This window comes from Ponticoccus litoralis (assembly GCF_039769985.1).
GTDB lineage: Bacteria > Pseudomonadota > Alphaproteobacteria > Rhodobacterales > Rhodobacteraceae > Ponticoccus > Ponticoccus litoralis.
The window spans coordinates 1561150-1580996 of record NZ_JBDNCH010000002.1; the positions used below are offsets into that span (position 1 = coordinate 1561150).

Consider the following 19847-nt stretch of genomic DNA (forward strand, 5'->3'; position numbering starts at 1 on the left):
CGCGCCTGCTTCTGCTATGTCGGACGGGATGCGGCAAGCCGGAGACGACAAGGCGATGAGTGACAGGTTCCGCCTGACATTGGCACAGCTGAACCCCACCGTGGGCGACCTGAAGGGCAACGCGGGCCTCGCGCTGGACGCGTGGCGGCAGGGCAAGGAGGCGGGGGCCGACATGGTCGCCCTGCCCGAGATGTTCATCACCGGCTACAACGCACAGGATCTGGTGATGAAGCCCGCCTTCCACACCGATGCCATTGCCCATATCGAGGCGCTGGCCAAGGACTGCGCGGACGGGCCGACGCTGGCCATCGGCGGCCCGTGGATCGAGGGCACGGAGCTGTTCAACGCCTACCACATCTGCACCGGCGGCAAGGTGGTCAGCCGCGTGCTGAAGCACCACCTGCCGAACGAGACCGTCTTCGACGAGGTGCGGATCTTCGACTCCGGCCCGCTGATGGGGCCCTATTCCGTCGGCAACACGCGCATCGGCTCGCCGGTCTGCGAGGATGCCTGGCACGAGGATGTGGCAGAAACGCTGGCCGAAACCGGCGCCGAGTTCCTGATCGTGCCCAACGGCTCGCCCTACTACCGCAACAAGTTCGAGACGCGGCTGAACCACATGGTGGCCCGCGTGGTCGAAACCGGGCTGCCGCTGGTCTACCTGAACATGGTCGGCGGACAGGACGATCAGGTCTTCGACGGCGGGTCCTTCGTGCTGAACCCCGGCGGCAGGCTGGCGGTACAGCTGCCGGTCTTCGACGCCTGCGTGGCGCATGTGGATTTCGAACGCGGCCCCGAGGGCTGGCGCGCGCTGGAAGGCCCGTTCCAGAAGCACCCGGACGCCTGGGAACAGGATTACCGCGTCATGGTCGAGGCGCTGCGCGACTACTGCCGCAAGACCGGCTTCGGCAAGGTGCTGCTGGGGCTGTCGGGCGGCGTGGACTCGGCGCTGGTGGCGGCCATCGCCGTCGACGCGCTGGGATCGGAAAACGTGCGCTGCGTGATGCTGCCGTCGGAATACACCTCGCAGCACTCGCTGGAGGACGCCGAGGCCTGCGCCAGAGCACTTGGCTGCCACTACGACTACGTCCCCATCGCCGAGGGCCGCGCCGCCATCACCACCACGCTGGAGCCGCTGTTCAAGGACCTGAAACCGGACCTGACAGAGGAAAACATCCAGTCCCGCCTGCGCGGGCTGCTGCTGATGGCGCTGTCCAACAAGTTCGGAGAGATGCTGCTGACCACCGGCAACAAGTCCGAGGTCGCGGTGGGCTATGCCACGATCTATGGCGACATGGCGGGCGGCTACAATCCGATCAAGGACCTCTACAAGACCCGCGTGTTCGAAACCTGCCGCTGGCGCAATGCCAACCACCGGGCGTGGATGATGGGACCTGAGGGCGAGGTCATCCCCGATCGCATCATCACCAAGCCCCCCAGCGCCGAGCTGCGCGAGGACCAGAAGGACAGCGACTCTCTGCCCGACTACCCGGTGCTGGACGGCATCCTCGAAATCCTCGTGGACCGCGACGGCTCCATCGAGGACTGCGTGGCGGCGGGCTATGCGCGCGAGGACGCCAAAAAGGTCGAGCACCTCGTTTACATCAGCGAATACAAGCGCTTCCAGTCGGCGCCCGGCGCACGGCTGACCAGGGGCGCCTTCTGGCTCGACCGGCGCTATCCCATCGTCAACCGCTGGCGCGATCCGGGCTGAAGGCTTGCGCCCGCGCCGTCAGGGCAAGGGGCCGGGGCTGGCCGACCGCCGCCAAGCACAGGGGCAAGGGCATAGGGATGGCCTGCGCGGGAACGGCTAAACCGGCCCGCGGACAAGGCCATTCACCCCGGTCAAAGCCTGTTTCACGCGGTCCCGGCGTCAGCCGCTACTCCCACCAGCGGTCGATTGTTGCGATATCGTCATCCGACCAGCCGAAATGATGGGCGAACTCGTGCACCGTCACATGGGCGATCAGGTCGGGCAGCGTGACGTCGCCCCGGTCCTCCCACTCCGCAAGAATCGGTTCGCGGAACAGCCAGACCGTGTCGGGCCATGGCGCGGGGTCGGCAAAGCTTTTCTCCGTCATCGGGATGCCGTCGTAGAGGCCGGTCAGGTCATAGCGATCGGTGATCCCCATCTCGCGCAGCATGTCCTCGGGCGGCCAGTCCTCGACCCGCAACAGCACCGAGGCGGCCATCCTGCGGAAGGCCTCGGGAAAACCTTGCGCCGTCGCCTCGGCGATGCGGTGGAAGGCCTCGGCGGATTGGTCGGCATCGGGGTCGGGGGTGTCGGCGCGCGCGTTCATGCCCCCGATATGGCCCATGGCAGGCCCCGCGAAAAGAGCCCTGCGCGCCGCACAGCCCCCCTGCGGAGGTTCGGACTGGAGGAACGCGACGGCGGCGCAAATGTTTACCCTATCGAACGCAACCACGGCCACCCAAGGGAAAGAGACCATGACCAAGATCGCCATCATCTTCTATTCCACCTACGGCACCAACCACGCCATCGCGCTGGAAGCCGCCAAGGCAGCCGAGGCCGCGGGCGCCGAGGTCCGCCTGCGCCGCGTCAGGGAAACCGCCCCCGCCGAGGTCGTCGCCGGGCAGGATGCCCGGAAAGCGCAGGCCGACAAGATGTCCGATATCCCCGAGGTCAGCGCCGATGACATGACATGGGCTGACGGCTACTTCTTCAGCGCGCCGACGCGCTACGGCGTGGTCGCCAGCCAGCTGCGCGCCTTCATCGACACGCTCGGCCCGCTGTGGATGGAGGGCAAGCTGGCCAACAAGACCGCCACCGCCACCACCAGCGCGCAGAATCTGCACGGCGGGCAGGAATCCACGCTGCTGAGCCTTTACACCACCTTCATGCACTGGGGCGCGATCCTGGTGGCGCCGGGCTACACCGACCAGTCGATCTTTGACGCGGGCGGCAACCCCTACGGCTATTCGGCGCAGGCCGGTCAGTTCGACGACAAGGGCAAGGCCGCGGTCGCGCATCAGGCCAGGCGCCTGGTCGAGATGACCGCCAAGCTGGTCTGAGCCACGCGGCAACCGGGTGCCAAGCCCCCGGGGGCCCGCCCGCGCGACACAAGTGAAGCGCGTCACGAGCCGTCACACCGGCGGCCCGACAGCGACGCAGCGGAAAGCGTCTGACGATGCGGTCCGCTCTCGGCCCGTCCCCGCCGTGACGGGAAGCCTTTGGCGATCCGGTTCTCCGCCGCCCGCTACAGCGGCAGGCGTTTCACGATCCGGTCCACCGGCGTCCCGTCCTTGCGGATGTGGTCGCCGGGGATCACCTGCCAGTCGGCAAAGCCCATGGCCGCGTAATAGGCCAGCCCGCCGGTGTTATCGGCGGTGATCTTCGCAAGGATCGCCTGCCCGCCCCGGCTTCGGCAATCCGCCAGCGTCTGTGCAAAGAGCGCGCGGCCCGCGCCCTTCACCGGGGCCTGCCGGTCGGTGAAGCTGCCGATGGAATACAGCCCCTCGCCCAGATCGAAACAGACCTGAAAGCCGACCACGCGCCCGCCGCAAAGGGCGACGTTCGCGACGGCTGGCTCCTCCAGCAGATGCGCGGCAAAGGCCGGTTCCGTGAAGGGGTCTTCGTAGGCGGTCGACCCACCCAGCGCGATGGTGTGGTTCACGATGTCGGTGCAGGCCGGAACGTCGCCCCGGCCCATGGCGCGCACGCTCAGCATTGCGCCAGAAGCGCCGCGTGGCGCGCGGTGAAATCGGCCTCGGTCTCGACCGGCGGGCGCAGGACGATCTGCAGGTCGGCGATCATGCCCTCGTCCGGCGCCCCGAAGAACTTGTTTGCCTCGGTCCGGGTAAAGCCCGCGATCTGCGTGGCCTCCATCCAGGCAGAGATATTGTCGGCCTTCTTGATCTGCCGTTTCAGCCGCGCGGGCGTCACCGCAGGCAGGCCAAAGCGGATGTGGATCACCGCCGACAGCCGCTTGTCCAGAACGCCGTAGTCCGGCCCGACCGCCGCCTTGACCGGGGAAATCATGTCCCCGATCACGTATTCGGGCGCATCGTGCAGCAGCGCGGTCAGCCGCTGCGCCGGGGTCGCGTTGGGCACCAGCCGCCCGAACAGCGTCTCGACCAGCAGCGAGTGCTCGGCCACGGAAAACGCGAAATCGCCTTTCGTCTGGCCGTTCCAGCGTGCCACGAAGGCAAGGCCGTGGGCGATGTCCTCGATCTCGACATCGACGGGGGTCGGGTCCAGCAGGTCAAGCCTGCGGTACGGACAGCATGCGCTGCCATGCGCGGGGGGGACGGGCCATCGTGTCCTCCTGTCAGGATGTGGGTAGATAGAAGGCGTTGCGCTCCATGCCGCCGGCGAAGGTATAGCCCGCGCCCGGCGCGTGTTCGGCAAGGAACTCGGCATACATCTTGCGCTGCCAGGGGCGCTCTGCCTCCAGCACGATCAGCGGGCGGTTCTCCGACAGGATGCGCGAGGCGCCCAGCAGGGCGGGCTTTTCGTGGCCTTCGACGTCAAGGTGCAGGACAGAGACGATGCGCCCCGGCGCCACCAGACTGTCCAGCGTCACCACCTCGACGGGCGTGGTCTCTCCGGCATCGGGATCCGCGACGATCTTTGCGCGGGCGGCGGAGGGGCTGCCGCCCTCTCGGGACAGTTGCAGGTTCAGCCGGTCGGGGCCTTCGCCCACGGCGACCGGGTGCAGGTCGACATTGGTCAGGCCGTTCAGGGCGATGGTCCGCTCGGCGGCGGCCCGCGACAGCGGGTTCGGCTCGAAGCTGACGACCCGGCAGCCCGGCGCCAGCGCCCGCGACAGGGCCGGGAAGAAATCGCCGATGAAGGCGCCGCCGGTCACGATGTCGCCGCCCCGGGCATGGCGGGCCATCAGCCGCAGGGTGGCGGGCTCGTAGACCGCGCCCTGCGACAGGATCTTCGGGATCTCGCGCTTGGCATAGGCCTCTGGCACGCAATAAAAGCCGTGCTCGTTCACGCTGATCCGGTGCTCGAAGTCCATCGGTGTCTGCCCGCCCTGTTGCCCCCTCTGGATAGGCCATCGCCCTGCGGTGTCAATTGTCGCTCCGAAACGCCACGATTTGCCCGGAGAATATCCGCCGTTGCGCCAAAGCCGCACGTTGTGCCGGACCCGCCCGGATGATAAGCGCCCCCTCGTATGACCGGCGGGAGGGCCCGATCCGGTCGAGACGCCATTCGAGGAAAGACTCATGTCGCAGGATTACGTCGTCAAGGACATCGCGCTGGCCGGTTTCGACCGCAAGGAACTGGACATCGCCGAGACCGAGATGCCGGGCCTGATGGCCTGCCGCGCCGAATTCGGTGAAAGCAAGCCGCTGGCGGGCGCCCGCATCGTCGGCTCGCTGCACATGACGATCCAGACCGCCGTGCTGATCGAGACTCTGGTGGCCCTTGGCGCCGACGTCCGCTGGGCTTCGTGCAACATCTTCTCGACGCAGGACCACGCGGCGGCGGCCATCGCCGAGGCCGGTATCCCGGTCTTCGCGGTCAAGGGCCAGTCGCTGGAAGAGCACTGGGATTACCTCGACAAGTCGTTCATGTTCGCCGAGGGCGCCAACATGATCCTCGACGACGGCGGCGACGCCACACTTTACGTGCTGCTGGGCGCCCGCGCCGAGGCCGGTGAGGACATCATCCCGGTGCCGCAGTCCGAAGAGGAAGCGGTGATCAAGAAGCAGATCGCCAAGCGCATGAAGGAAAGCCCGGGCTGGTTCACCAAGACCCGTGACGCGATCCAGGGCGTGTCCGAGGAAACCACGACCGGCGTGCATCGCCTGTACGAGCTGCAAAAGCAGGGTCAGCTGCCCTTCCCGGCGATCAACGTGAACGACTCTGTCACCAAGTCGAAGTTCGACAACAAATACGGCTGCAAGGAATCGCTGGTCGACGGCATCCGCCGCGCCACCGACACCATGATGGCCGGCAAGGTCGCCGTGGTCTGCGGTTACGGCGACGTGGGCAAGGGCTCTGCCGCCTCGCTCGCCGGTGCCGGTGCCCGCGTGAAGGTGACCGAGGCCGACCCGATCTGCGCGCTGCAGGCGGCGATGGACGGCTTCGAGGTGGTGCTGCTGGAAGACGTGGTTGGCTCTGCCGACATCTTCATCACCACCACCGGCAACAAGGACGTGATCCGCATCGAGCACATGCGCGAGATGAAGGACATGGCCATCGTCGGCAACATTGGCCACTTCGACAACGAGATCCAGGTCGCGGCGCTGAAGAACCACAAGTGGACCAACATCAAGGACCAGGTGGACATGATCGAGATGCCCTCGGGCAGCCGCATCATCCTGCTGTCCGAAGGCCGTCTGCTGAACCTCGGCAACGCCACCGGCCACCCCTCCTTCGTGATGTCGGCCAGCTTCACCAACCAGGTGCTGGCGCAGATCGAGCTGTGGAAGAACGGCGACGACTACAAGCCGGGCGTCTACATCCTGCCCAAGCATCTGGACGAGAAGGTCGCGCGCCTGCACCTTGGCCGGATCGGCGTGAAGCTGACGACCCTGCTCGACCGAGCAGGCCGCCTATATCGGCGTCTCGCCCGAGGGTCCGTTCAAGCCGGAACACTACCGCTACTGACCGGCAAAAGCCGGTCACAGACCCATCTTACGGACAGGCCGGGCCGCTGCGCCCGGCCTTTTCGCATTCCGGCCCCGGGGATGACTTGCCCCCGCTGCCCCAGCCCCTAGTCTGCCCGCGCACAGCACAGGAGGCAGACATGCGGTTCATCGTCTACGGCGTGGGCGCCGTCGGGGGCGTCGTCGCGGCGGCGCTGGCACGGTCGGGGCAAGAGGTGCTGGGCATCGCCCGCGGCGCGCAGCTGGAGGCGATCCGCGCCCACGGCCTGCGCCTGAAGACACCCGAGATCGACGAGACCCACAGCCTCGACTGTGTCGGCGCGCCCGCCGAGATCGCCTTCGGCCCGGACGACGCCATCCTGATGTGCATGAAGACCCAGCACGCCGAGGCCGCGCTGGATGCGCTGGTGGCGGCGGGCGTCCGCGATCAGCCGGTCTTCTGCCTGCAGAACGGCGTCGAGAACGAACGCCGCGCCCTGCGCCGGTTCGCCAATGTCCACGGCGTCACCGTCCTGCTGCCCTCGACCTTTCTTGAACCGGGCAAGGTGGTCTGCCACGCCCGGCCCCGCTTTGGCATCTTCGACGTGGGCCGCTATCCCGGCGGCACCGATGCGGCGGACGCGGCCTTTTGCGCCGCCATGAACCGCGCCAATTTCGCCGCCTATCCGCAGCCCGAGGTCATGCAGTCCAAGTACGGCAAGCTTCTGATGAACCTCGGCAATATCGTGATGGCCAGCCTTGGCCCGGGGGCCGGGGACGGCGGGTTGCACGAAAGGCTGAAGACCGAGGCGCAGGCCGTGCTCACTGCCGCCGGGATTGCCGTGACGGACGTCGGGCGCGACGACCCCCGCCGCGCCGGGATCCTCGACGTCACCGATGTTCCCGGCGAAGCGCCGCTGGGCGGCTCGACCGCGCAAAGCCTGCAACGCGGCACCGGCTCGGTGGAAACGGATTTCCTCAACGGCGAGATCGTCCTGCTTGGGCGGCTGCACGGTATCCCCACCCCCGCCAACGCCGCCATGCTGGATCTGGCCGCCCGCATGCTGCGCGAGGATCTGCGGCCCGGCGCCCTGACCGCCGCCGACCTGCGGGCCCTGATCGGCTGACAACGGGGAAAGCGGCGCCAGCATTTTCCTTGCCACGAGGGTCGGAACCGCTAGGCTGCCCGCATCTGCCGCACTGGCAGCCACACAGCAAAAGGGGCGAAGCCCCGTCACGGACCGAGGGAGTCGGACAATGGGAAAACGGGACGAGTTGATCCAGAAATACGCCGAGGATCTGCGCGACAAGTGCGGAATGGAGCCGGACATGGATCTGCTGACGAAGGTCACGATCGGCTGCGGCCCGGCGATCTACAACGCGGATTCCTCGACCGTCGCCGCCAGCCAGCCCGGCGAGATCGAGACCGTGAAGGACAATTTCCTCGTCAAGAAGCTGGGCCTGTCCGACGGTCCCGAGCTGATGGAGGCGATCAACACGGTGATCGAAACCTACGGCCAGTCCGAGCGCAACAAGTACCGCGCCGTCGTCTACTACATGCTGACCAAGCATTTCGGCAAGGAAGCCGTCTACGGCTGACCAGTCCGGCAGCGGACGAAAAAGGCCCCCGCGCGGGGCCTTTTGCTTGTCCGGGGGCAGGTTTTGCCTTTGCGTCCGCCGCAGCCTTGCCGCCTGCCCTGCGCGGCCTGCGACCTTCAGGCCGAGGCTTGGGCCCGGGCCGCATCCGCAGCCGCGAAATGAGCCTTCTGCGCCTCCAATGCCGTCTTGAAGGCATCCCTTTCGGTCACGCGCCTCACGTAGGCCTCGGAGGCCGGGCGATGACCGAAGCCCCGCACCTTCTCGACGCGCAGGACGTCCGCCATCAACAGATCGGCAAGCGTGAAGCGGTCGGCGGCCAGCCACTGGCGCTGTTGCAGGACGTCTTCCAACTGGCCAAGGCGACTGCCAAGCCAGCCGGACAGGGGGTTTTCCCCGACACCGCTCATTTCCAGAAACCACCATGGCACCGAAACCATTTCGATCGAGTTGAGCGCGGCAAAGATCCATTGCCCTGTGTCCGATGCTTCGACCGGATCGGTCGGCATCAGCGTCTCGCTCTTCTGGCCGATATGCAGCAGACAGGCGCCGCTCTCGAAGACTTCCGGGTCCCCGTCCGACAGGAAGGGCACCTGACCGAAGGGCTGGCGATCCAGGTGATTTGTTTCGCGGTCCTCGAACGGCACGCTGCGCACCTCGTAGGGCAGACCGGCCTCTTCCGCGGCCCATCGCAACCGCAGGTCACGAACAAAGCCGCGCGGGCCTTCCGGCACCCAATCCAGCGTCCAGATGGTGAGTGGTGCGGACATCCAACAGCCTCCTGACAAACCTCGATTGGCGTCAGCCTAACACGCAATCAGGGGCCGGTCGCGGCTTGATGCGGCCAAAGCCCTCGGGCCCGCAAAGGGCCAGCACGGCGGACCCGTCGAAGCCCGCCGCCGGTTTTAGCGAATTTGTAAGGACTTGGCGTTTGCCACCCGGGGCACGCCCGCGATACAACCGACCCATCGGCCAGAAGGCCCGAACCGATTTTCCGTTTCACGTGTGGTGTATAGGGAGCACGTGGGTGGACAGGGGGGTCCGGGTGCGGTCGGACCCCCCTGTTTTATTGCTTTATTGCCGCGCCCCTAGAACAGGGTAAGCACGATCCCCATCAGCGTGCAGGCCAGCGTCGCATAGCCCGCATCGATCAGCGTCAGGCGGAAGGGCCGCATCGCATTGGCGTAGTTCAGCGCGATCCACGGCGCGATGAGGAACAGGCCGATCCCCAGCCCGGCCACCAGCCCCTTGGCGACCGTGTCGATCCCACCCAGCGCGAAGACGTGGCGCATCATTCCGGCCACCACCAGCTGCATGACGAAGGTCAGGGCCATGACCTTCGGGTCCATGCCGCCCTGCGGCCTGCCCTCGGCGTCCTCGGGAATGCCCGCCGCCGCCATCCATGGCTCGGCCAGCTTCATGTACCAGACGGCACCGGCCCCGAAGGCCACCACCGTCGCGAGTATGACGTTCAGAATGTCCAGCATCGACCTTCTCCCACGCACCGCCTGGCCCAGTAGACGCCGCGCCGGGCCTTCAGGCAAGGGCTCTCTGCACGGCTTTCCGGCGGATGGCGCAGCAGGGGGCGCCGGACCTCCTCTGGTGACGACCCGCCCCCGCGCGTTCCCCTGTAAGGCAGGGCAAGGCAGGTCCGCTATGCAAAGGCCACCGCCCACCCGGGCAGAGGCCTGCCCGATGTCCCGGCTTGGCGCCCCGACCCGACGGGCCCTAGGGGTCCAGCCCCGCCAGTTCGCAGACCACGCGCCATTCCTCGGCGGTGACCGGCTGCACCGAAAGGCGCGAGTTCTTCACCAGCACCATATCCGCCAGCCGGGGGTCGTCCTTGATCTCGTCCAGCGTGACCGGGCGTTTCGCCGCCTGCACCGCCTTGATGTCCACACATTCCCAGCGCGGATCGTCGGTCTTGCTGTCGGGGTGGGCCGCGGCGATGACCTCGACCGTTCCGACCACGGCCCGCTCTTTCTGCGAGTGGTAGAAGAAGCCGCGCTCGCCCACCTTCATCTCGCGCATGAAGTTGCGCGCCTGGTAGTTGCGGACGCCGTCCCACTCTTCGCCCGCGTCGCCCTCGGCGACCTGATCCTGCCAGGACCAGGTCGAGGGTTCCGACTTGAAGAGCCAGAAGCTCATCCGATCACCCTCTTCCATTCGGTCAGGGTGACGCTTTCGAACAGGCCCGCCTGCGCGTAGGGATCGTTGTCGGCCCAGTTGCGGGCCGCGTCCATGTCCGCGACGTCGAGGATCACGAGGCTGCCGCACATTTCCCCCGCCGCGTCCATCAGCGGCCCGGCCTGCGTCACCACGCCGGTGGCTTCGATGTAGTCCAGATGGGCCTGCCGGTTGTCCTTGCGGGTCTGCAGGGCACCGTCCTTGTCATGGGCGAACAGGGCGACGAGCATGTCTCATTCCTCCTTCAGCGGTCGTGTCAGCAATTGGTCCATGGCCTCGGGCACCGTCAAGCCGCCCTGCGTCAGCTGCGCGACGGCGCCGCAGATGGGCAGCGCTATGCCGTCGCGGCGGCCAAGGCTGTCGGCGGCCTGCGCGGTGGCGGCGCCTTCGACGGTGGTGGCGGGGTCGAAATCCTGCCCCCGGCCCAGTGCAAGGCCGAAACGGTAGTTCCGCGACAGGTCCGAGGTGCAGGTCAGCGTCAGGTCACCAAGCCCGGAGAGGCCCGCGAGGGTCTCGGGCTTCGCCCCCAGACGCGCGGCCAGCCGGGTCATCTCGGCGAAGCCGCGGGTCATCAGGGCGGCGCGGGCGCTGTCGCCAAGGCCCGCCCCGATGCAGGCGCCGCAGGCGATGGCGATGACGTTCTTCAGCGCGCCGCCCAGTTCCGCCCCGATCACGTCTCGCGAGCGGTAGAGCCGCAGCGCAGGCGTCGACAGCGCCGCCTGCAACGCCTTGCCCCGGTCCTCGTCGGCGCAGGCCAGCGTCAGGGCCGTGGGCAGGCCGCGCGCGATGTCGGCGGCAAAGCTCGGGCCGGTCAGGATGGCGGGCACCGCCTCGGGGGCGCGCTCTGCCGAGGATCGCGGCGGGGCCGGTCAGGCGGTGCAGGTCGATGCCCTTGCAGCAGGCCACCAGCGTCTTGCCGTCCAGCGCGCCGGGCAGGGCCTCCAGCACCCCCGCAAGGCTTTGCATCGGCAGCGCGAACAGCAGCGCGTCAGCCGCCAGCGCCTGTGCCACGTCACCGGTCAGGGTCACCGGGGCGGGCAGGGTCACGCCCTCCAGCTTGGGACAGCGGCGCCCCTGCCAGGCGTCCGCGTTACGCGCCCACAGCGTCACCGGCCCGTTGGCCGCAAGCGAGACCGCAAGGGCCGTGCCGAAGGCGCCCCCGCCGAGGATCGCGATCTTCATGCCTTTGCCCCCTTCTTGCCCGATCCCACCAGCGGCGCCGCGGTCCGGTCCAGCGGCCAGCGCGGGCGCGCGGCAAGGTCCATGTCGTGGGTCACGCCCGCCGCGAACAGTTCGCCGCCCGCATAGGCGATCATCGCCGCGTTGTCGGTGCACAGCGCCAGCGGCGGCGCGGTAAAGCGCAGGCCGGTCTCGGCGCAGAGGGCTTCAAGGGCACCGCGCAGGGCACGGTTGGCGGCGACGCCGCCGGCGACGGCAAGGGCGGGGGATGCGGGGGCTTCGTCCATGTAAAGAGAGATGGCGCGCCGCGCCTTTTCGGCCAGCACGTCGCGCACCGCCGCCTGAAACCCGGCGCACAGGTCGGCGCGGTCCTGCCGCGTCAGCCCGCCCTGCGCCGCCACGATCTGGTCGCGCTGGCGCAGAAGCGCGGTCTTCAGCCCGGAAAAGGACAGGTCGCAGCCGGGCCGGTCCAGCAGCGGGCGCGGAAAGCGAAAGCGCCTCTCGTCGCCCTTCAGCGCCTCGGCCTCGACCGAGGGGCCGCCGGGCTGCGGCAGGCCCAAGAGGCGGGCGGTCTTGTCGAAGGCCTCGCCCGGCGCGTCGTCGATGGTGCCGCCGAGGCGGCTGAAATCCTGCGGGCCGCGCACGGTCAGGAACTGGCAATGCCCGCCCGAGACCAGCAGCATCAGGTAGGGAAAGGCCAGCCCGTCGGTCAGGCGCGGCGTCAGCGCGTGGCCCGCAAGGTGGTTCACCCCCACCAGCGGCTTGCCCAGCCCCGCCGCCAGCCCCTTGGCCAGCATCACGCCCGACAGCACGCCGCCGATCAGCCCCGGCCCCGCCGTCACCGCGATGGCATCCACCGCGCGCAGCGTCACGCCCGCCTCGGCCAGCGCCTCTTCGACACAGAGATCCAGCCGTTCCGCATGGGCGCGGGCGGCGATTTCTGGGACGACGCCGCCATAGGCCGCGTGCAGGGCGCCCTGCCCCTTCACGACCGAGGCCAGCACGTCGCGCCCGCGCGTGAGCGCGGCGGCGCTGTCGTCGCAGCTGCTTTCCAGTCCGAGGATGAGGGGATCGGTCATGCGGCCTTCCATTGCCTTGCCTGCCGTCAGCGAGTACCACCGCCGGTGCTGTCCCACAATCCCGGGAGCCCCCGCTTGACCCTGCCCGTCCTCCTGCTGACCCGCCCCGAGGCGCAGTCCCGTGCCTTTGCCGCCACGCTGGCGGATGCCGGGCCCTTCCGCCTTGTGATCTCGCCGCTGATCGGCATCGCGCCCACCGGCGCGCTGCCCGACATGGACGGCTTCAGGGGGCTGATCTTCACCTCTGTCAACGGCGTCGCCGCCTATCGCGCCCTTGGCGGCCCGCCCCTGCCTGCCTTCGCCGTGGGCGAGGCCACGGCAGAGGCCGCCCGCGCGGCCGGGATGACGGCCCTTGCCGCCGACGGTTTTGCAGAGACGCTGATCGCCATCCTGAAAGAGCGCCGCCCGCCCGGCCCGCTTCTGCATATCCGGGGCCGACACGCGCGCGGCGACGTCGCGCCGCGCCTGACCGCCGCCGGGCTGCCCGTGGCGACGGCCATTCTCTACGAACAGCCCGCCCTGCCACCGACGCCAGAGGCCCGCGCCGCCCTGTCCGGACCCGAGACCATCGTCGCTCCGGTCTTTTCTCCGCGCACGGGCGCATTATTCTCCGAACTGGAGGTTCAGGCGCCGCTTCTTGTCGCGGCGATGAGCGAAGCGGTGGCCAAGGCGCTTGCGCCACTGCATAAACAGGACCTGAAGATCGCATCGCGGCCCGACTCGGCCAGCATGCGGGAACTGGTCGCGGACCTGCTTCGCCGGGCACGCGCGGGGGAGCATTGATCCGGCAGCACAGGCCGGGCGGGAAAGGATAGACGAACGTGGCACGATCGACACGGGGCAAGGGCGGCACCGGCAGCAGCACCCGCCGGAGCACGGCTTCAACACGGCGCACGACGCCGAAGAAGAGCAACGCGGCGGCAGGCGACGACACCGTGACCTCTGTCCCGGATACCGTTGACGGCGCCGACACCCCCGCCGCAGAGACCGCGACCACGGTCGAGGACACCCTTGGCGCCGAGGCGCCCGATACGCTCGGGGCCACCGAAACCGCCGACACCGTCGAAAGCGCTGACGCCACGGATACCGTCGCGGCCACCGCAGAGCCCGCCGATACCCTTGGCGGCGACGCGGCCTCTGCCGACACGACCGCGGACAATGTCGCCGCCGACGTCTCTGACGGCCTCGCGGGGGACGATACGGGCCACGCCGGTGCCGCAGAGGCGGACAGCGCCGCAGCGGAGGCCGGCGATACCGTGACAGGCGCCGACACGCTGGCCGCCGAGGACACCACCACGGTCGAGGACACCTATGGCGTCGGACGCGACACCGTCGCGGGTTCTGACAGCCTCGGCGGTGCCGACACCGCCCCCGAGGAACCCGTCAGCGGCGCCGAGGACGACACGCTCGACCCGCCCCGCAGCGCGACCGGACCAGAGGGGGAACCCCCGTCACCGTCCTCGGCCGGGGACGACACCCAGGCCGCCGCGTCGCCGGAGCCCCAGATCGTCGAGAAGACGGTGGTGGAACGCAGGGGCGGCTTTGTCCCGATGCTGCTGGGTGGCGTGATCGCCGCCGGGATCGGCTTTGCGGCGGGCGGCTTCGTGGGCTTCGGTGCCGACGAGGAAGAAGACCCCTTCGTGGCCGAAACCCGGTCCGCGCTTCAGGCGCAGGGCGACCGGATTGCCACGCTGGACGCCAGCCTGTCCGACCTTTCCAGCCGCCTGAGTGCGACCGAGGGTGCCCTGGGCGATCTCGACACCGCCGCGCTGGCGACCGCGATCACCGGCCTTCAGGACAGTGTTGCCAGCGGCGAAACCGGCCTTGCCGACCTTGGCACGGCGCTGACCGCGCTGGACGAACGCCTGACCGCGCTGGAAAAGGCGCCGGTGGCGGACACGGTCTCGCCCGAGGCGATTGCCGCCTACGAGCGCGAGCTTGAAAACCTGCGCAGCGAGATCGCCCAGCAAAGCGCCGCCATCGCCGCCGAACGCGAAGAGATCGAGGCACTGGCCCAAGAGGCGCTGGAGGCCGAGGCGCAGGCCGACGCCAAGGCGGTGCTGGCCGAAAGCCGCGCCGCGCTGGCGGAACTGACCGCGCGGGCGCAGGACGGCAGGCCCTTCACCGACCCGCTGGCGGTGCTTCAGGAAAACGCCGTCGCGGTGCCCGACGCGCTGGTGGCCAGCGCCGAAACCGGCGTGCCCACCGTGACCGCGCTGGCCGAAAGCTTCCCCGAACCGGCCCGCGCGGCGCTGCGCGCGGCCCGGGCCGCCGACACGGAGGCAGGCGGCGGCATCGGCGGCTTCCTGCAAAGCCAGCTTGGCGCCCGCTCTGTCATCCCGCGCGAGGGCGACGACCCCGACGCGGTGCTGAGCCGGGCAGAGGCGGCGGTCAAGGCGGGCGACATCGCCACGGCCCTGACCGAACTGGAGGCCCTGCCGCCCGAGGCACAGGCCGAACTTGCCGGCTGGACCGAACAGGCCACCCTGCGCCGCGACGCGCTGGATGCCGCTTCGGCGCTCGGCAAGGATTTGGATAACGAACAAGGGTCTGAATAATATGCTTTGGTCACTCACAAAGATCGTCGTGTTCGTCGCCCTCGTGGGCGCGTTGACCCTTGGCGCAGGCTACCTGATGGAAAGCTCTGGCGGGTTGCAGATCACCGTGGCGGGGATGGAATTCACCCTTGGCCCGCTGCAATCCGTGATCGCCGCGATCCTTCTGGTCGTCGCCGTCTGGCTGGTCTTCAAGCTGTTCGGCCTGCTGATCGCCGTGCTGAAGTTCATCAACGGGGACGAAACCTCGCTGTCGCGCTACTTCGACCGCAACCGCGAGAAGAAGGGCTATCAGGCGCTGTCCGAGGGGCTTATGGCGCTGGCCTCGGGCGAGGGGCGGCTGGCCATCGCCAAGGCGCAACGGGCCGAGAAATACCTGCAAAAGCCCGAGCTGACCGATCTGGTGGCGGCGCAGGCCGCCGAGATGGCGGGCGACCATCGCAAGGCCGAAGAGACCTACAAGCGCCTTCTGAAGAACGAGAACACCCGCTTTGTCGGCGTGCGCGGGATCATGAAGCAGAAGCTGGCGGCGGGCGACACCGACACCGCCCTGCAACTGGCGGAACGGGCCTTCGCGCTGAAACCCAAGCACACCGAGGTGCAGGACACGCTGCTACAGCTTCAGGCGCAAAAGCACGACTGGGCCGGGGCCCGCAAGACGTTGACCGCGAAGCTGAAGCACGGCTCGCTGCCGCGTGACGTCTACAAGCGCCGCGATGCGGTTCTGGCCCTGTCCGCCGCGACAGAGATCGACGACGCCGAGGCCAGCGGCAAGGCCGCCGAGCAGGCGATCGAGGCCAACCGCAACTCGCCCGACCTGATCCCCGCCGCCGCCATGGCCGCCGAGGGCTACATCGCGCAGGACCGCAAGCGCAACGCCGTGCGGGTCATCAAGAAGGCGTGGGAAAGCCATCCGCACCCGGATCTGGCCGCCGCCTTCGCCGCCATCGAGCCGAACGAGACACCGGACGAGCGCGTGAAGCGCTTTGCGCATCTCACCCGGATCAACCCCGAGCACCGCGAGACGAAGCTGCTGCGGGCGGAACTGAACCTCGCCGCAGAGCACTTCCCCGAGGCGCGGCGCGCCCTTGGCGATCTGGCCCAGACCGACCCGGACGCCCGCGTTCTGGCGATCATGGCCGCCATCGAGAAGGGCGAGGGCGCGTCCGACGCGGTGGTGCGTGGCTGGCTGGCCAAGGCGCTGACCGCGCCGCGCGGGCCGCAGTGGGTCTGCGACAACTGCAACACGATCCACGCGGAATGGACGCCGATCTGCACAAACTGCCAGGCCTTCGACACGCTGTCGTGGAAGACCCCGCCGCAGGCCGAGGTGGTGCTGCCCGCAGGCGCCAACATGCTGCCGCTGCTGGTCGGCTCCGGCGCCGACGAAACAGCCCCCGTGCCGGTCGAAGAGAACGAGGTGCCCGGCGTGATCGAGGTCGAGACCGCCGATCCCGGCGCGGACACCGTGGCGGCCCCGGCAGCCCCGGTGGCCGAGGATGCCGAGATCGTCGAGGACGAACCGCAGGCGCGGACGGCGGCAAAATAGCCCTTCCCCTTGGTCGGGCGGCCTGCTAAGAGGCCGCCCACCAGTGCCGCTGTAGCTCAGCTGGTAGAGCACGTCATTCGTAATGATGGGGTCGGGGGTTCGAGTCCCTTCAGCGGCACCACTTCCCAAAAGCAATCGCGAACGGCCCTGGCCCGACACGCCAAACGCCCGTCACCCCGGTCATGCGCCCCGCTTCGGGCGCCCTGTCCAGTTGCGTCAGCCAGGCCCCCGGACAATCGCGCGCGGCACGGGGCCCTTGCTGTCCTCCACCATAGGAACTCGCAGCCTCTCCGCAGCGCCGTACCTGCTGGTCATCACGCTGATGCCTCTCCGCAGCACCGGACCGCTTGCCGATCATGCTGACAGCGCCCCGGGGGCGGAGTCTGCGGTTGCCTCTGCGGCAGAAGGTCGGTGAAATCAGCGCCCTGTTGCCCGGGTCGCAGGCGGCTTCGGCGCCGACGCGCCTTGCGCCGGGCAGAGCCTTGCGGGCGGCCCGCGATGGCGGCGATGCCTGCCCGCCACCTATCCCCCAGGAAGGACGGGGCCATTCGGGACCGGCGAAACGCCTGCCCGAAGGCTCAAGGCGCATGCGGCGTTGCATCTTGCCGCGACAGCTGCGCGTAGCGGCACGGGTCAGGCCGCGCCGCATGCTGTCCTGCCCGCCGGAAGACCCCGGCGGGCAGGACAAAGGGTTCAGGTCACGACCCGCCGTCTGCCTCTTCCGAGAAGGTGGCGAGATAGGCGATCACGTTCGCGCGTTCCTCTTCCTTGCGCAGACCGGCAAAGGCCATCTTGGTGCCCTTGGCATAGTCGCGCGGCTTTTCGAGGAAGGCGGCAAGCTCTTCTTCGGTCCAGGTCTTGCCCTCGGCGCCCATGTCGGCCAGCACGCTGGAGTAGCTGAACCCCTCGACGCTGGCGATGGTGCTGCCGATGATGCCGTTCAGCGCCGGGCCGACCTTGTTCTTGGCGTCCTCGCCCACCGCGTGGCAGGCCTGACACTTGCGGAACACCCGCTCGCCCTTCTCGGCATCCCCTTCCTGCGCGGCCACTGCGAGCGGCAGCAGGGTCACGAGGCTGGCGGCGATTGCTTGCTTGATCATGTTCTGTTTCCTGATTTCCGGTTTTGCTCAGTAGAGCCGCTCAGCGTGCCAGGCAACGTGATCCCCCGCGAAGGAGTTCACGAAGAAGTACGAATGATCATAGCCTTTCTGCATCCGAAACGTCCCGGGCTGGCGGCGGCGGGTCATCATCCCCGCGAGGGCTTCGGGCTTCAACAGATCAAGGAACTGATCCGCCCCACCCTGGTCGACGAGAATATCGCCTTGCCAGCCTTTGTCCTCTAGTAACAACGTCGCATCATGGTCCGCCCAGCTGGCCTCGTCGTCGCCCAGATAGGCGGAAAGCTGCTTGCGACCCCAGTCGGATTGCGTCGGATTGGCAATCGGCGCGAAGGCCGAGAGAGACTGGAACCGGTCCGGGTTGCGCATCGCGATGGTCAGCGCCCCGTGCCCGCCCATGGAATGGCCGGTGATTCCGTGACGGTCCTGCACCGCGAAGTTGCCCGACACGAGGTCGCGCAGTTCGGTCAGCACGTAGTCGTACATGCGGAAATGCGGCTTCCACGGGTCGCGGGTGGCGTTCACGTAGAACCCCGCCCCCTGCCCCAGATCATAGGCCGCATCGTCGGCCACCCCCTCGCCGCGCGGCGAGGTATCGGGATAGACCACGGCCAGCCCGTGCATCGCGGCATGTTCCTGCAGGCCCGCCTTGGTCATCGCATTCTCATGCGTGCAGGTCAGGCCCGACAGGTACCACAGCACCGGCACCGGCGCTTCGGCCGCCTGCGGCGGCAGGTAGACCGCGAAGGTCATATCGCAGCCACAGGCGTCAGAGGCGTGCTTGTATACACCTTGCACGCCGTCAAAGCTCCGGTTCTCGGAAATCGTCTCCATTGCGGCCTCAGAATTCCACGACGGCGCGGATCGACTTGCCTTCGTGCATCAGCTCGAAGCCGTGGTTGATCTCGTCCAGCGTCAGCTTGTGCGTGATCATCGGGTCGATCTCGATCTTGCCGTCCATGTACCAGTCGACGAACTTCGGCACATCGGTGCGGCCCTTGGCGCCACCGAAGGCGGTGCCCTTCCAGACCCGGCCGGTGACCAGCTGGAACGGGCGGGTGCTGATCTCGGCGCCCGCCGGGGCCACGCCGATGATGACCGAGACACCCCAGCCACGGTGCGAGCATTCCAGCGCGTCGCGCATCACCTTGACGTTGCCGGTCGCATCGAACGAGTAGTCGACGCCGCCGATCTGGTCGTTGCCGCGCTTGGTCAGGTTGACGATCTCCTGCACCGTGTTCTCGACCTTCGAGGGGTTGACGAAATGCGTCATGCCGAACTTCTTCGCCATCTCCGCCTTGTCGTCGTTCAGGTCGACGCCGATGATCATGTCGCAGCCCGCCATGCGCAGGCCCCGGATCACGTTCAGGCCGATGCCGCCCAGACCGAAGACCGCGGCGGTGGAACCGATCTCGACGCCGGCGGTGTTGATCACCGCACCGATGCCGGTGGTGACGCCGCAGCCGATGTAGCAGATCTTGTCGAAGGGCGCGTCCTCACGCACCTTGGCCAGCGCGATTTCCGGCATCACGGTGTGGTTCGCGAAGGTCGAGCAGCCCATGTAGTGATGGATCGGCGTGCCATCCAGCATCTTGAAGCGGGTGGTGCCGTCCGGCATCAGGCCCTTGCCCTGCGTGTTGCGGATCGCGGTGCAGAGGTTGGTCTTGCCGGACAGGCAGGACGCGCACTCGCGGCACTCGGGCGTATACAGCGGGATGACGTGGTCGCCCGGCTTCAGCGTGGTCACGCCCTCGCCCACTTCCAGAACGATACCGGCGCCTTCGTGGCCGAGGATCGCGGGGAAGATGCCTTCGGGGTCGTCACCCGAGCGGGTGAATTCGTCGGTGTGGCACAGCCCGGTTGCCTTGATCTCGACAAGGACCTCTCCGGCCTTGGGGCCTTCCAGCTCGACTTCCATGATTTCAAGGGGTTTGCCGGCCTCGAGGGCCACGGCGGCGCGTGTTCTCATCGTCTGTATCCTCTTATCGTGCCCACGGTTTCAGGGGCAGGCACATCCTTG

The 19847-nt window shown here is 68.2% G+C and carries 18 protein-coding genes, 1 tRNA gene and 3 pseudogenes; 9 read left to right on the forward strand and 13 right to left on the reverse strand.

Translation table 11 applies throughout. The features are described from left to right. Positions 1–55 precede the first annotated feature (55 nt). Positions 56–1714 (forward strand): NAD+ synthase, encoded by a 1659-nt coding sequence (locus tag ABFB10_RS08790; RefSeq protein ID WP_347166220.1) that lies wholly within the window; start codon positions 56–58, stop codon positions 1712–1714. A gap of 166 nt (positions 1715–1880) precedes the next feature. Here the strand turns inward: ABFB10_RS08790 and ABFB10_RS08795 are convergent, their stop codons facing one another. After that, the gene (locus tag ABFB10_RS08795; RefSeq protein WP_347166221.1) at positions 1881–2318 is read right to left on the reverse strand and encodes a metallopeptidase family protein; all 438 of its coding nucleotides are present in this window, start codon (positions 2316–2318) and stop codon (positions 1881–1883) included. A gap of 130 nt (positions 2319–2448) precedes the next feature. On the opposite strand from ABFB10_RS08795, the gene wrbA reads away from it, so the two are divergent. Continuing rightward, positions 2449–3033: an NAD(P)H:quinone oxidoreductase gene (wrbA, locus tag ABFB10_RS08800; RefSeq protein WP_347166222.1), complete on the forward strand. Its 585-nt coding sequence runs from the start codon at positions 2449–2451 to the stop codon at positions 3031–3033. 185 nt (positions 3034–3218) lie between these two features. Here the strand turns inward: wrbA and ABFB10_RS08805 are convergent, their stop codons facing one another. The 3 genes and pseudogenes from ABFB10_RS08805 to ABFB10_RS08815 all read right to left on the reverse strand — a co-directional run bounded on the left by ABFB10_RS08805 (position 3219) and on the right by ABFB10_RS08815 (position 4988). Further along, the gene (locus ABFB10_RS08805; RefSeq protein WP_347166223.1) at positions 3219–3689 is read right to left on the reverse strand and encodes a GNAT family N-acetyltransferase; all 471 of its coding nucleotides are present in this window, start codon (positions 3687–3689) and stop codon (positions 3219–3221) included. Continuing rightward, positions 3683–4277, reverse strand: a pseudogene (locus ABFB10_RS08810) (hypothetical protein). Before ABFB10_RS08810 ends, ABFB10_RS08805 begins: the two are co-directional and overlap by 7 nt. A gap of 12 nt (positions 4278–4289) precedes the next feature. Further along, on the reverse strand, positions 4290–4988 hold the full coding sequence (locus tag ABFB10_RS08815; RefSeq protein ID WP_347166224.1) for an FkbM family methyltransferase: 699 nt from the start codon (positions 4986–4988) through the stop codon (positions 4290–4292). A 208-nt stretch (positions 4989–5196) separates the two neighbouring features. Here ABFB10_RS08815 and ahcY point away from each other — a divergent pair. From ahcY to ABFB10_RS08830, 3 genes and pseudogenes are all read left to right on the forward strand, one after another. Further along, a pseudogene (gene ahcY, locus ABFB10_RS08820) lies at positions 5197–6586 on the forward strand (adenosylhomocysteinase). 139 nt (positions 6587–6725) lie between these two features. Further along, positions 6726–7691, forward strand: coding sequence for a ketopantoate reductase family protein (locus ABFB10_RS08825; protein ID WP_347166225.1), 966 nt, complete (start codon positions 6726–6728; stop codon positions 7689–7691). A 130-nt stretch (positions 7692–7821) separates the two neighbouring features. Continuing rightward, complete coding sequence (locus ABFB10_RS08830) at positions 7822–8163, forward strand: DUF2853 family protein (RefSeq protein ID WP_347166226.1); 342 nt, start codon at positions 7822–7824, stop codon at positions 8161–8163. Between the two features lie 116 nt (positions 8164–8279). On the opposite strand, the gene ABFB10_RS08835 is transcribed toward ABFB10_RS08830, so the two are convergent. The 6 genes and pseudogenes from ABFB10_RS08835 to tsaD form a co-directional block, all read right to left on the reverse strand. Beyond that, positions 8280–8930 carry a glutathione S-transferase family protein gene (locus ABFB10_RS08835; RefSeq protein ID WP_347166227.1) on the reverse strand — a complete coding sequence of 217 codons (651 nt, stop codon included), beginning with the start codon at positions 8928–8930 and terminating at the stop codon, positions 8280–8282. A gap of 318 nt (positions 8931–9248) precedes the next feature. Continuing rightward, positions 9249–9644, reverse strand: a complete 396-nt coding sequence (locus ABFB10_RS08840) for a DUF1761 domain-containing protein (RefSeq protein ID WP_347167981.1) — start codon at positions 9642–9644, stop codon at positions 9249–9251. A gap of 244 nt (positions 9645–9888) precedes the next feature. Continuing rightward, positions 9889–10308, reverse strand: a complete 420-nt coding sequence (locus ABFB10_RS08845; RefSeq protein WP_347166228.1) for an EVE domain-containing protein — start codon at positions 10306–10308, stop codon at positions 9889–9891. Continuing rightward, positions 10305–10577: a YciI family protein gene (locus ABFB10_RS08850; RefSeq protein ID WP_347166229.1), complete on the reverse strand. Its 273-nt coding sequence runs from the start codon at positions 10575–10577 to the stop codon at positions 10305–10307. Before ABFB10_RS08850 ends, ABFB10_RS08845 begins: the two co-directional genes overlap by 4 nt. A gap of 3 nt (positions 10578–10580) precedes the next feature. Next, positions 10581–11529 (reverse strand): annotated as a pseudogene (locus tag ABFB10_RS08855) (NAD(P)H-dependent glycerol-3-phosphate dehydrogenase). Next, positions 11526–12605 (reverse strand): tRNA (adenosine(37)-N6)-threonylcarbamoyltransferase complex transferase subunit TsaD, encoded by a 1080-nt coding sequence (tsaD, locus tag ABFB10_RS08860; RefSeq protein ID WP_347166230.1) that lies wholly within the window; start codon positions 12603–12605, stop codon positions 11526–11528. The pseudogene ABFB10_RS08855 and the gene tsaD overlap by 4 nt, the downstream one beginning before the upstream one ends. A 75-nt stretch (positions 12606–12680) precedes the next feature. Here tsaD and ABFB10_RS08865 point away from each other — a divergent pair, with 75 nt between their 5' ends. The 4 genes from ABFB10_RS08865 (at position 12681) to ABFB10_RS08880 (ending at position 16830) form a co-directional block, all read left to right on the forward strand. Further along, on the forward strand, positions 12681–13388 hold the full coding sequence (locus ABFB10_RS08865; RefSeq protein WP_347166231.1) for a uroporphyrinogen-III synthase: 708 nt from the start codon (positions 12681–12683) through the stop codon (positions 13386–13388). Positions 13389–13426: 38 nt separating this feature from the next. Then, a complete protein-coding gene (locus ABFB10_RS08870) occupies positions 13427–15163 on the forward strand; it encodes a hypothetical protein (RefSeq protein WP_347166232.1) in 1737 nt (578 codons plus the stop codon). A 1-nt stretch (position 15164) separates the two neighbouring features. Continuing rightward, positions 15165–16709 carry a heme biosynthesis protein HemY gene (locus tag ABFB10_RS08875; protein WP_347166233.1) on the forward strand — a complete coding sequence of 515 codons (1545 nt, stop codon included), beginning with the start codon at positions 15165–15167 and terminating at the stop codon, positions 16707–16709. A gap of 45 nt (positions 16710–16754) precedes the next feature. After that, positions 16755–16830 (forward strand) — tRNA-Thr (locus ABFB10_RS08880). Between the two features lie 577 nt (positions 16831–17407). On the opposite strand, the gene ABFB10_RS08885 is transcribed toward ABFB10_RS08880, so the two are convergent. The 3 genes from ABFB10_RS08885 to ABFB10_RS08895 are packed head-to-tail and all read right to left on the reverse strand — an operon-like array spanning position 17408 to position 19796. Next, positions 17408–17809 carry a c-type cytochrome gene (locus ABFB10_RS08885; protein ID WP_347166234.1) on the reverse strand — a complete coding sequence of 134 codons (402 nt, stop codon included), beginning with the start codon at positions 17807–17809 and terminating at the stop codon, positions 17408–17410. 27 nt (positions 17810–17836) lie between these two features. Next, on the reverse strand, positions 17837–18661 hold the full coding sequence (fghA, locus tag ABFB10_RS08890) for an S-formylglutathione hydrolase (protein ID WP_347166235.1): 825 nt from the start codon (positions 18659–18661) through the stop codon (positions 17837–17839). A 7-nt stretch (positions 18662–18668) separates the two neighbouring features. After that, entirely contained in the window at positions 18669–19796 is a 1128-nt protein-coding gene (locus tag ABFB10_RS08895; protein ID WP_347166236.1) for an S-(hydroxymethyl)glutathione dehydrogenase/class III alcohol dehydrogenase, read from the reverse strand. Positions 19797–19847 lie beyond the last annotated feature (51 nt).

What these genes read in the sequence shown, in the direction of transcription:
- ABFB10_RS08790 (WP_347166220.1), top strand. Translation starts at nt 56, where the DNA reads ATGAGTGACAGGTTCCGCCTGACATTGGCACAGCTGAACCCCACCGTG.
- ABFB10_RS08795 (WP_347166221.1), bottom strand. Translation starts at nt 2,318, where the DNA reads ATGGGCCATATCGGGGGCATGAACGCGCGCGCCGACACCCCCGACCCC.
- wrbA (WP_347166222.1), top strand. Translation starts at nt 2,449, where the DNA reads ATGACCAAGATCGCCATCATCTTCTATTCCACCTACGGCACCAACCAC.
- ABFB10_RS08805 (WP_347166223.1), bottom strand. Translation starts at nt 3,689, where the DNA reads ATGCTGAGCGTGCGCGCCATGGGCCGGGGCGACGTTCCGGCCTGCACC.
- ABFB10_RS08815 (WP_347166224.1), bottom strand. Translation starts at nt 4,988, where the DNA reads ATGGACTTCGAGCACCGGATCAGCGTGAACGAGCACGGCTTTTATTGC.
- ABFB10_RS08825 (WP_347166225.1), top strand. Translation starts at nt 6,726, where the DNA reads ATGCGGTTCATCGTCTACGGCGTGGGCGCCGTCGGGGGCGTCGTCGCG.
- ABFB10_RS08830 (WP_347166226.1), top strand. Translation starts at nt 7,822, where the DNA reads ATGGGAAAACGGGACGAGTTGATCCAGAAATACGCCGAGGATCTGCGC.
- ABFB10_RS08835 (WP_347166227.1), bottom strand. Translation starts at nt 8,930, where the DNA reads ATGTCCGCACCACTCACCATCTGGACGCTGGATTGGGTGCCGGAAGGC.
- ABFB10_RS08845 (WP_347166228.1), bottom strand. Translation starts at nt 10,308, where the DNA reads ATGAGCTTCTGGCTCTTCAAGTCGGAACCCTCGACCTGGTCCTGGCAG.
- ABFB10_RS08850 (WP_347166229.1), bottom strand. Translation starts at nt 10,577, where the DNA reads ATGCTCGTCGCCCTGTTCGCCCATGACAAGGACGGTGCCCTGCAGACC.
- tsaD (WP_347166230.1), bottom strand. Translation starts at nt 12,605, where the DNA reads ATGACCGATCCCCTCATCCTCGGACTGGAAAGCAGCTGCGACGACAGC.
- ABFB10_RS08875 (WP_347166233.1), top strand. Translation starts at nt 15,165, where the DNA reads ATGCTTTGGTCACTCACAAAGATCGTCGTGTTCGTCGCCCTCGTGGGC.
- ABFB10_RS08885 (WP_347166234.1), bottom strand. Translation starts at nt 17,809, where the DNA reads ATGATCAAGCAAGCAATCGCCGCCAGCCTCGTGACCCTGCTGCCGCTC.
- fghA (WP_347166235.1), bottom strand. Translation starts at nt 18,661, where the DNA reads ATGGAGACGATTTCCGAGAACCGGAGCTTTGACGGCGTGCAAGGTGTA.
- ABFB10_RS08895 (WP_347166236.1), bottom strand. Translation starts at nt 19,796, where the DNA reads ATGAGAACACGCGCCGCCGTGGCCCTCGAGGCCGGCAAACCCCTTGAA.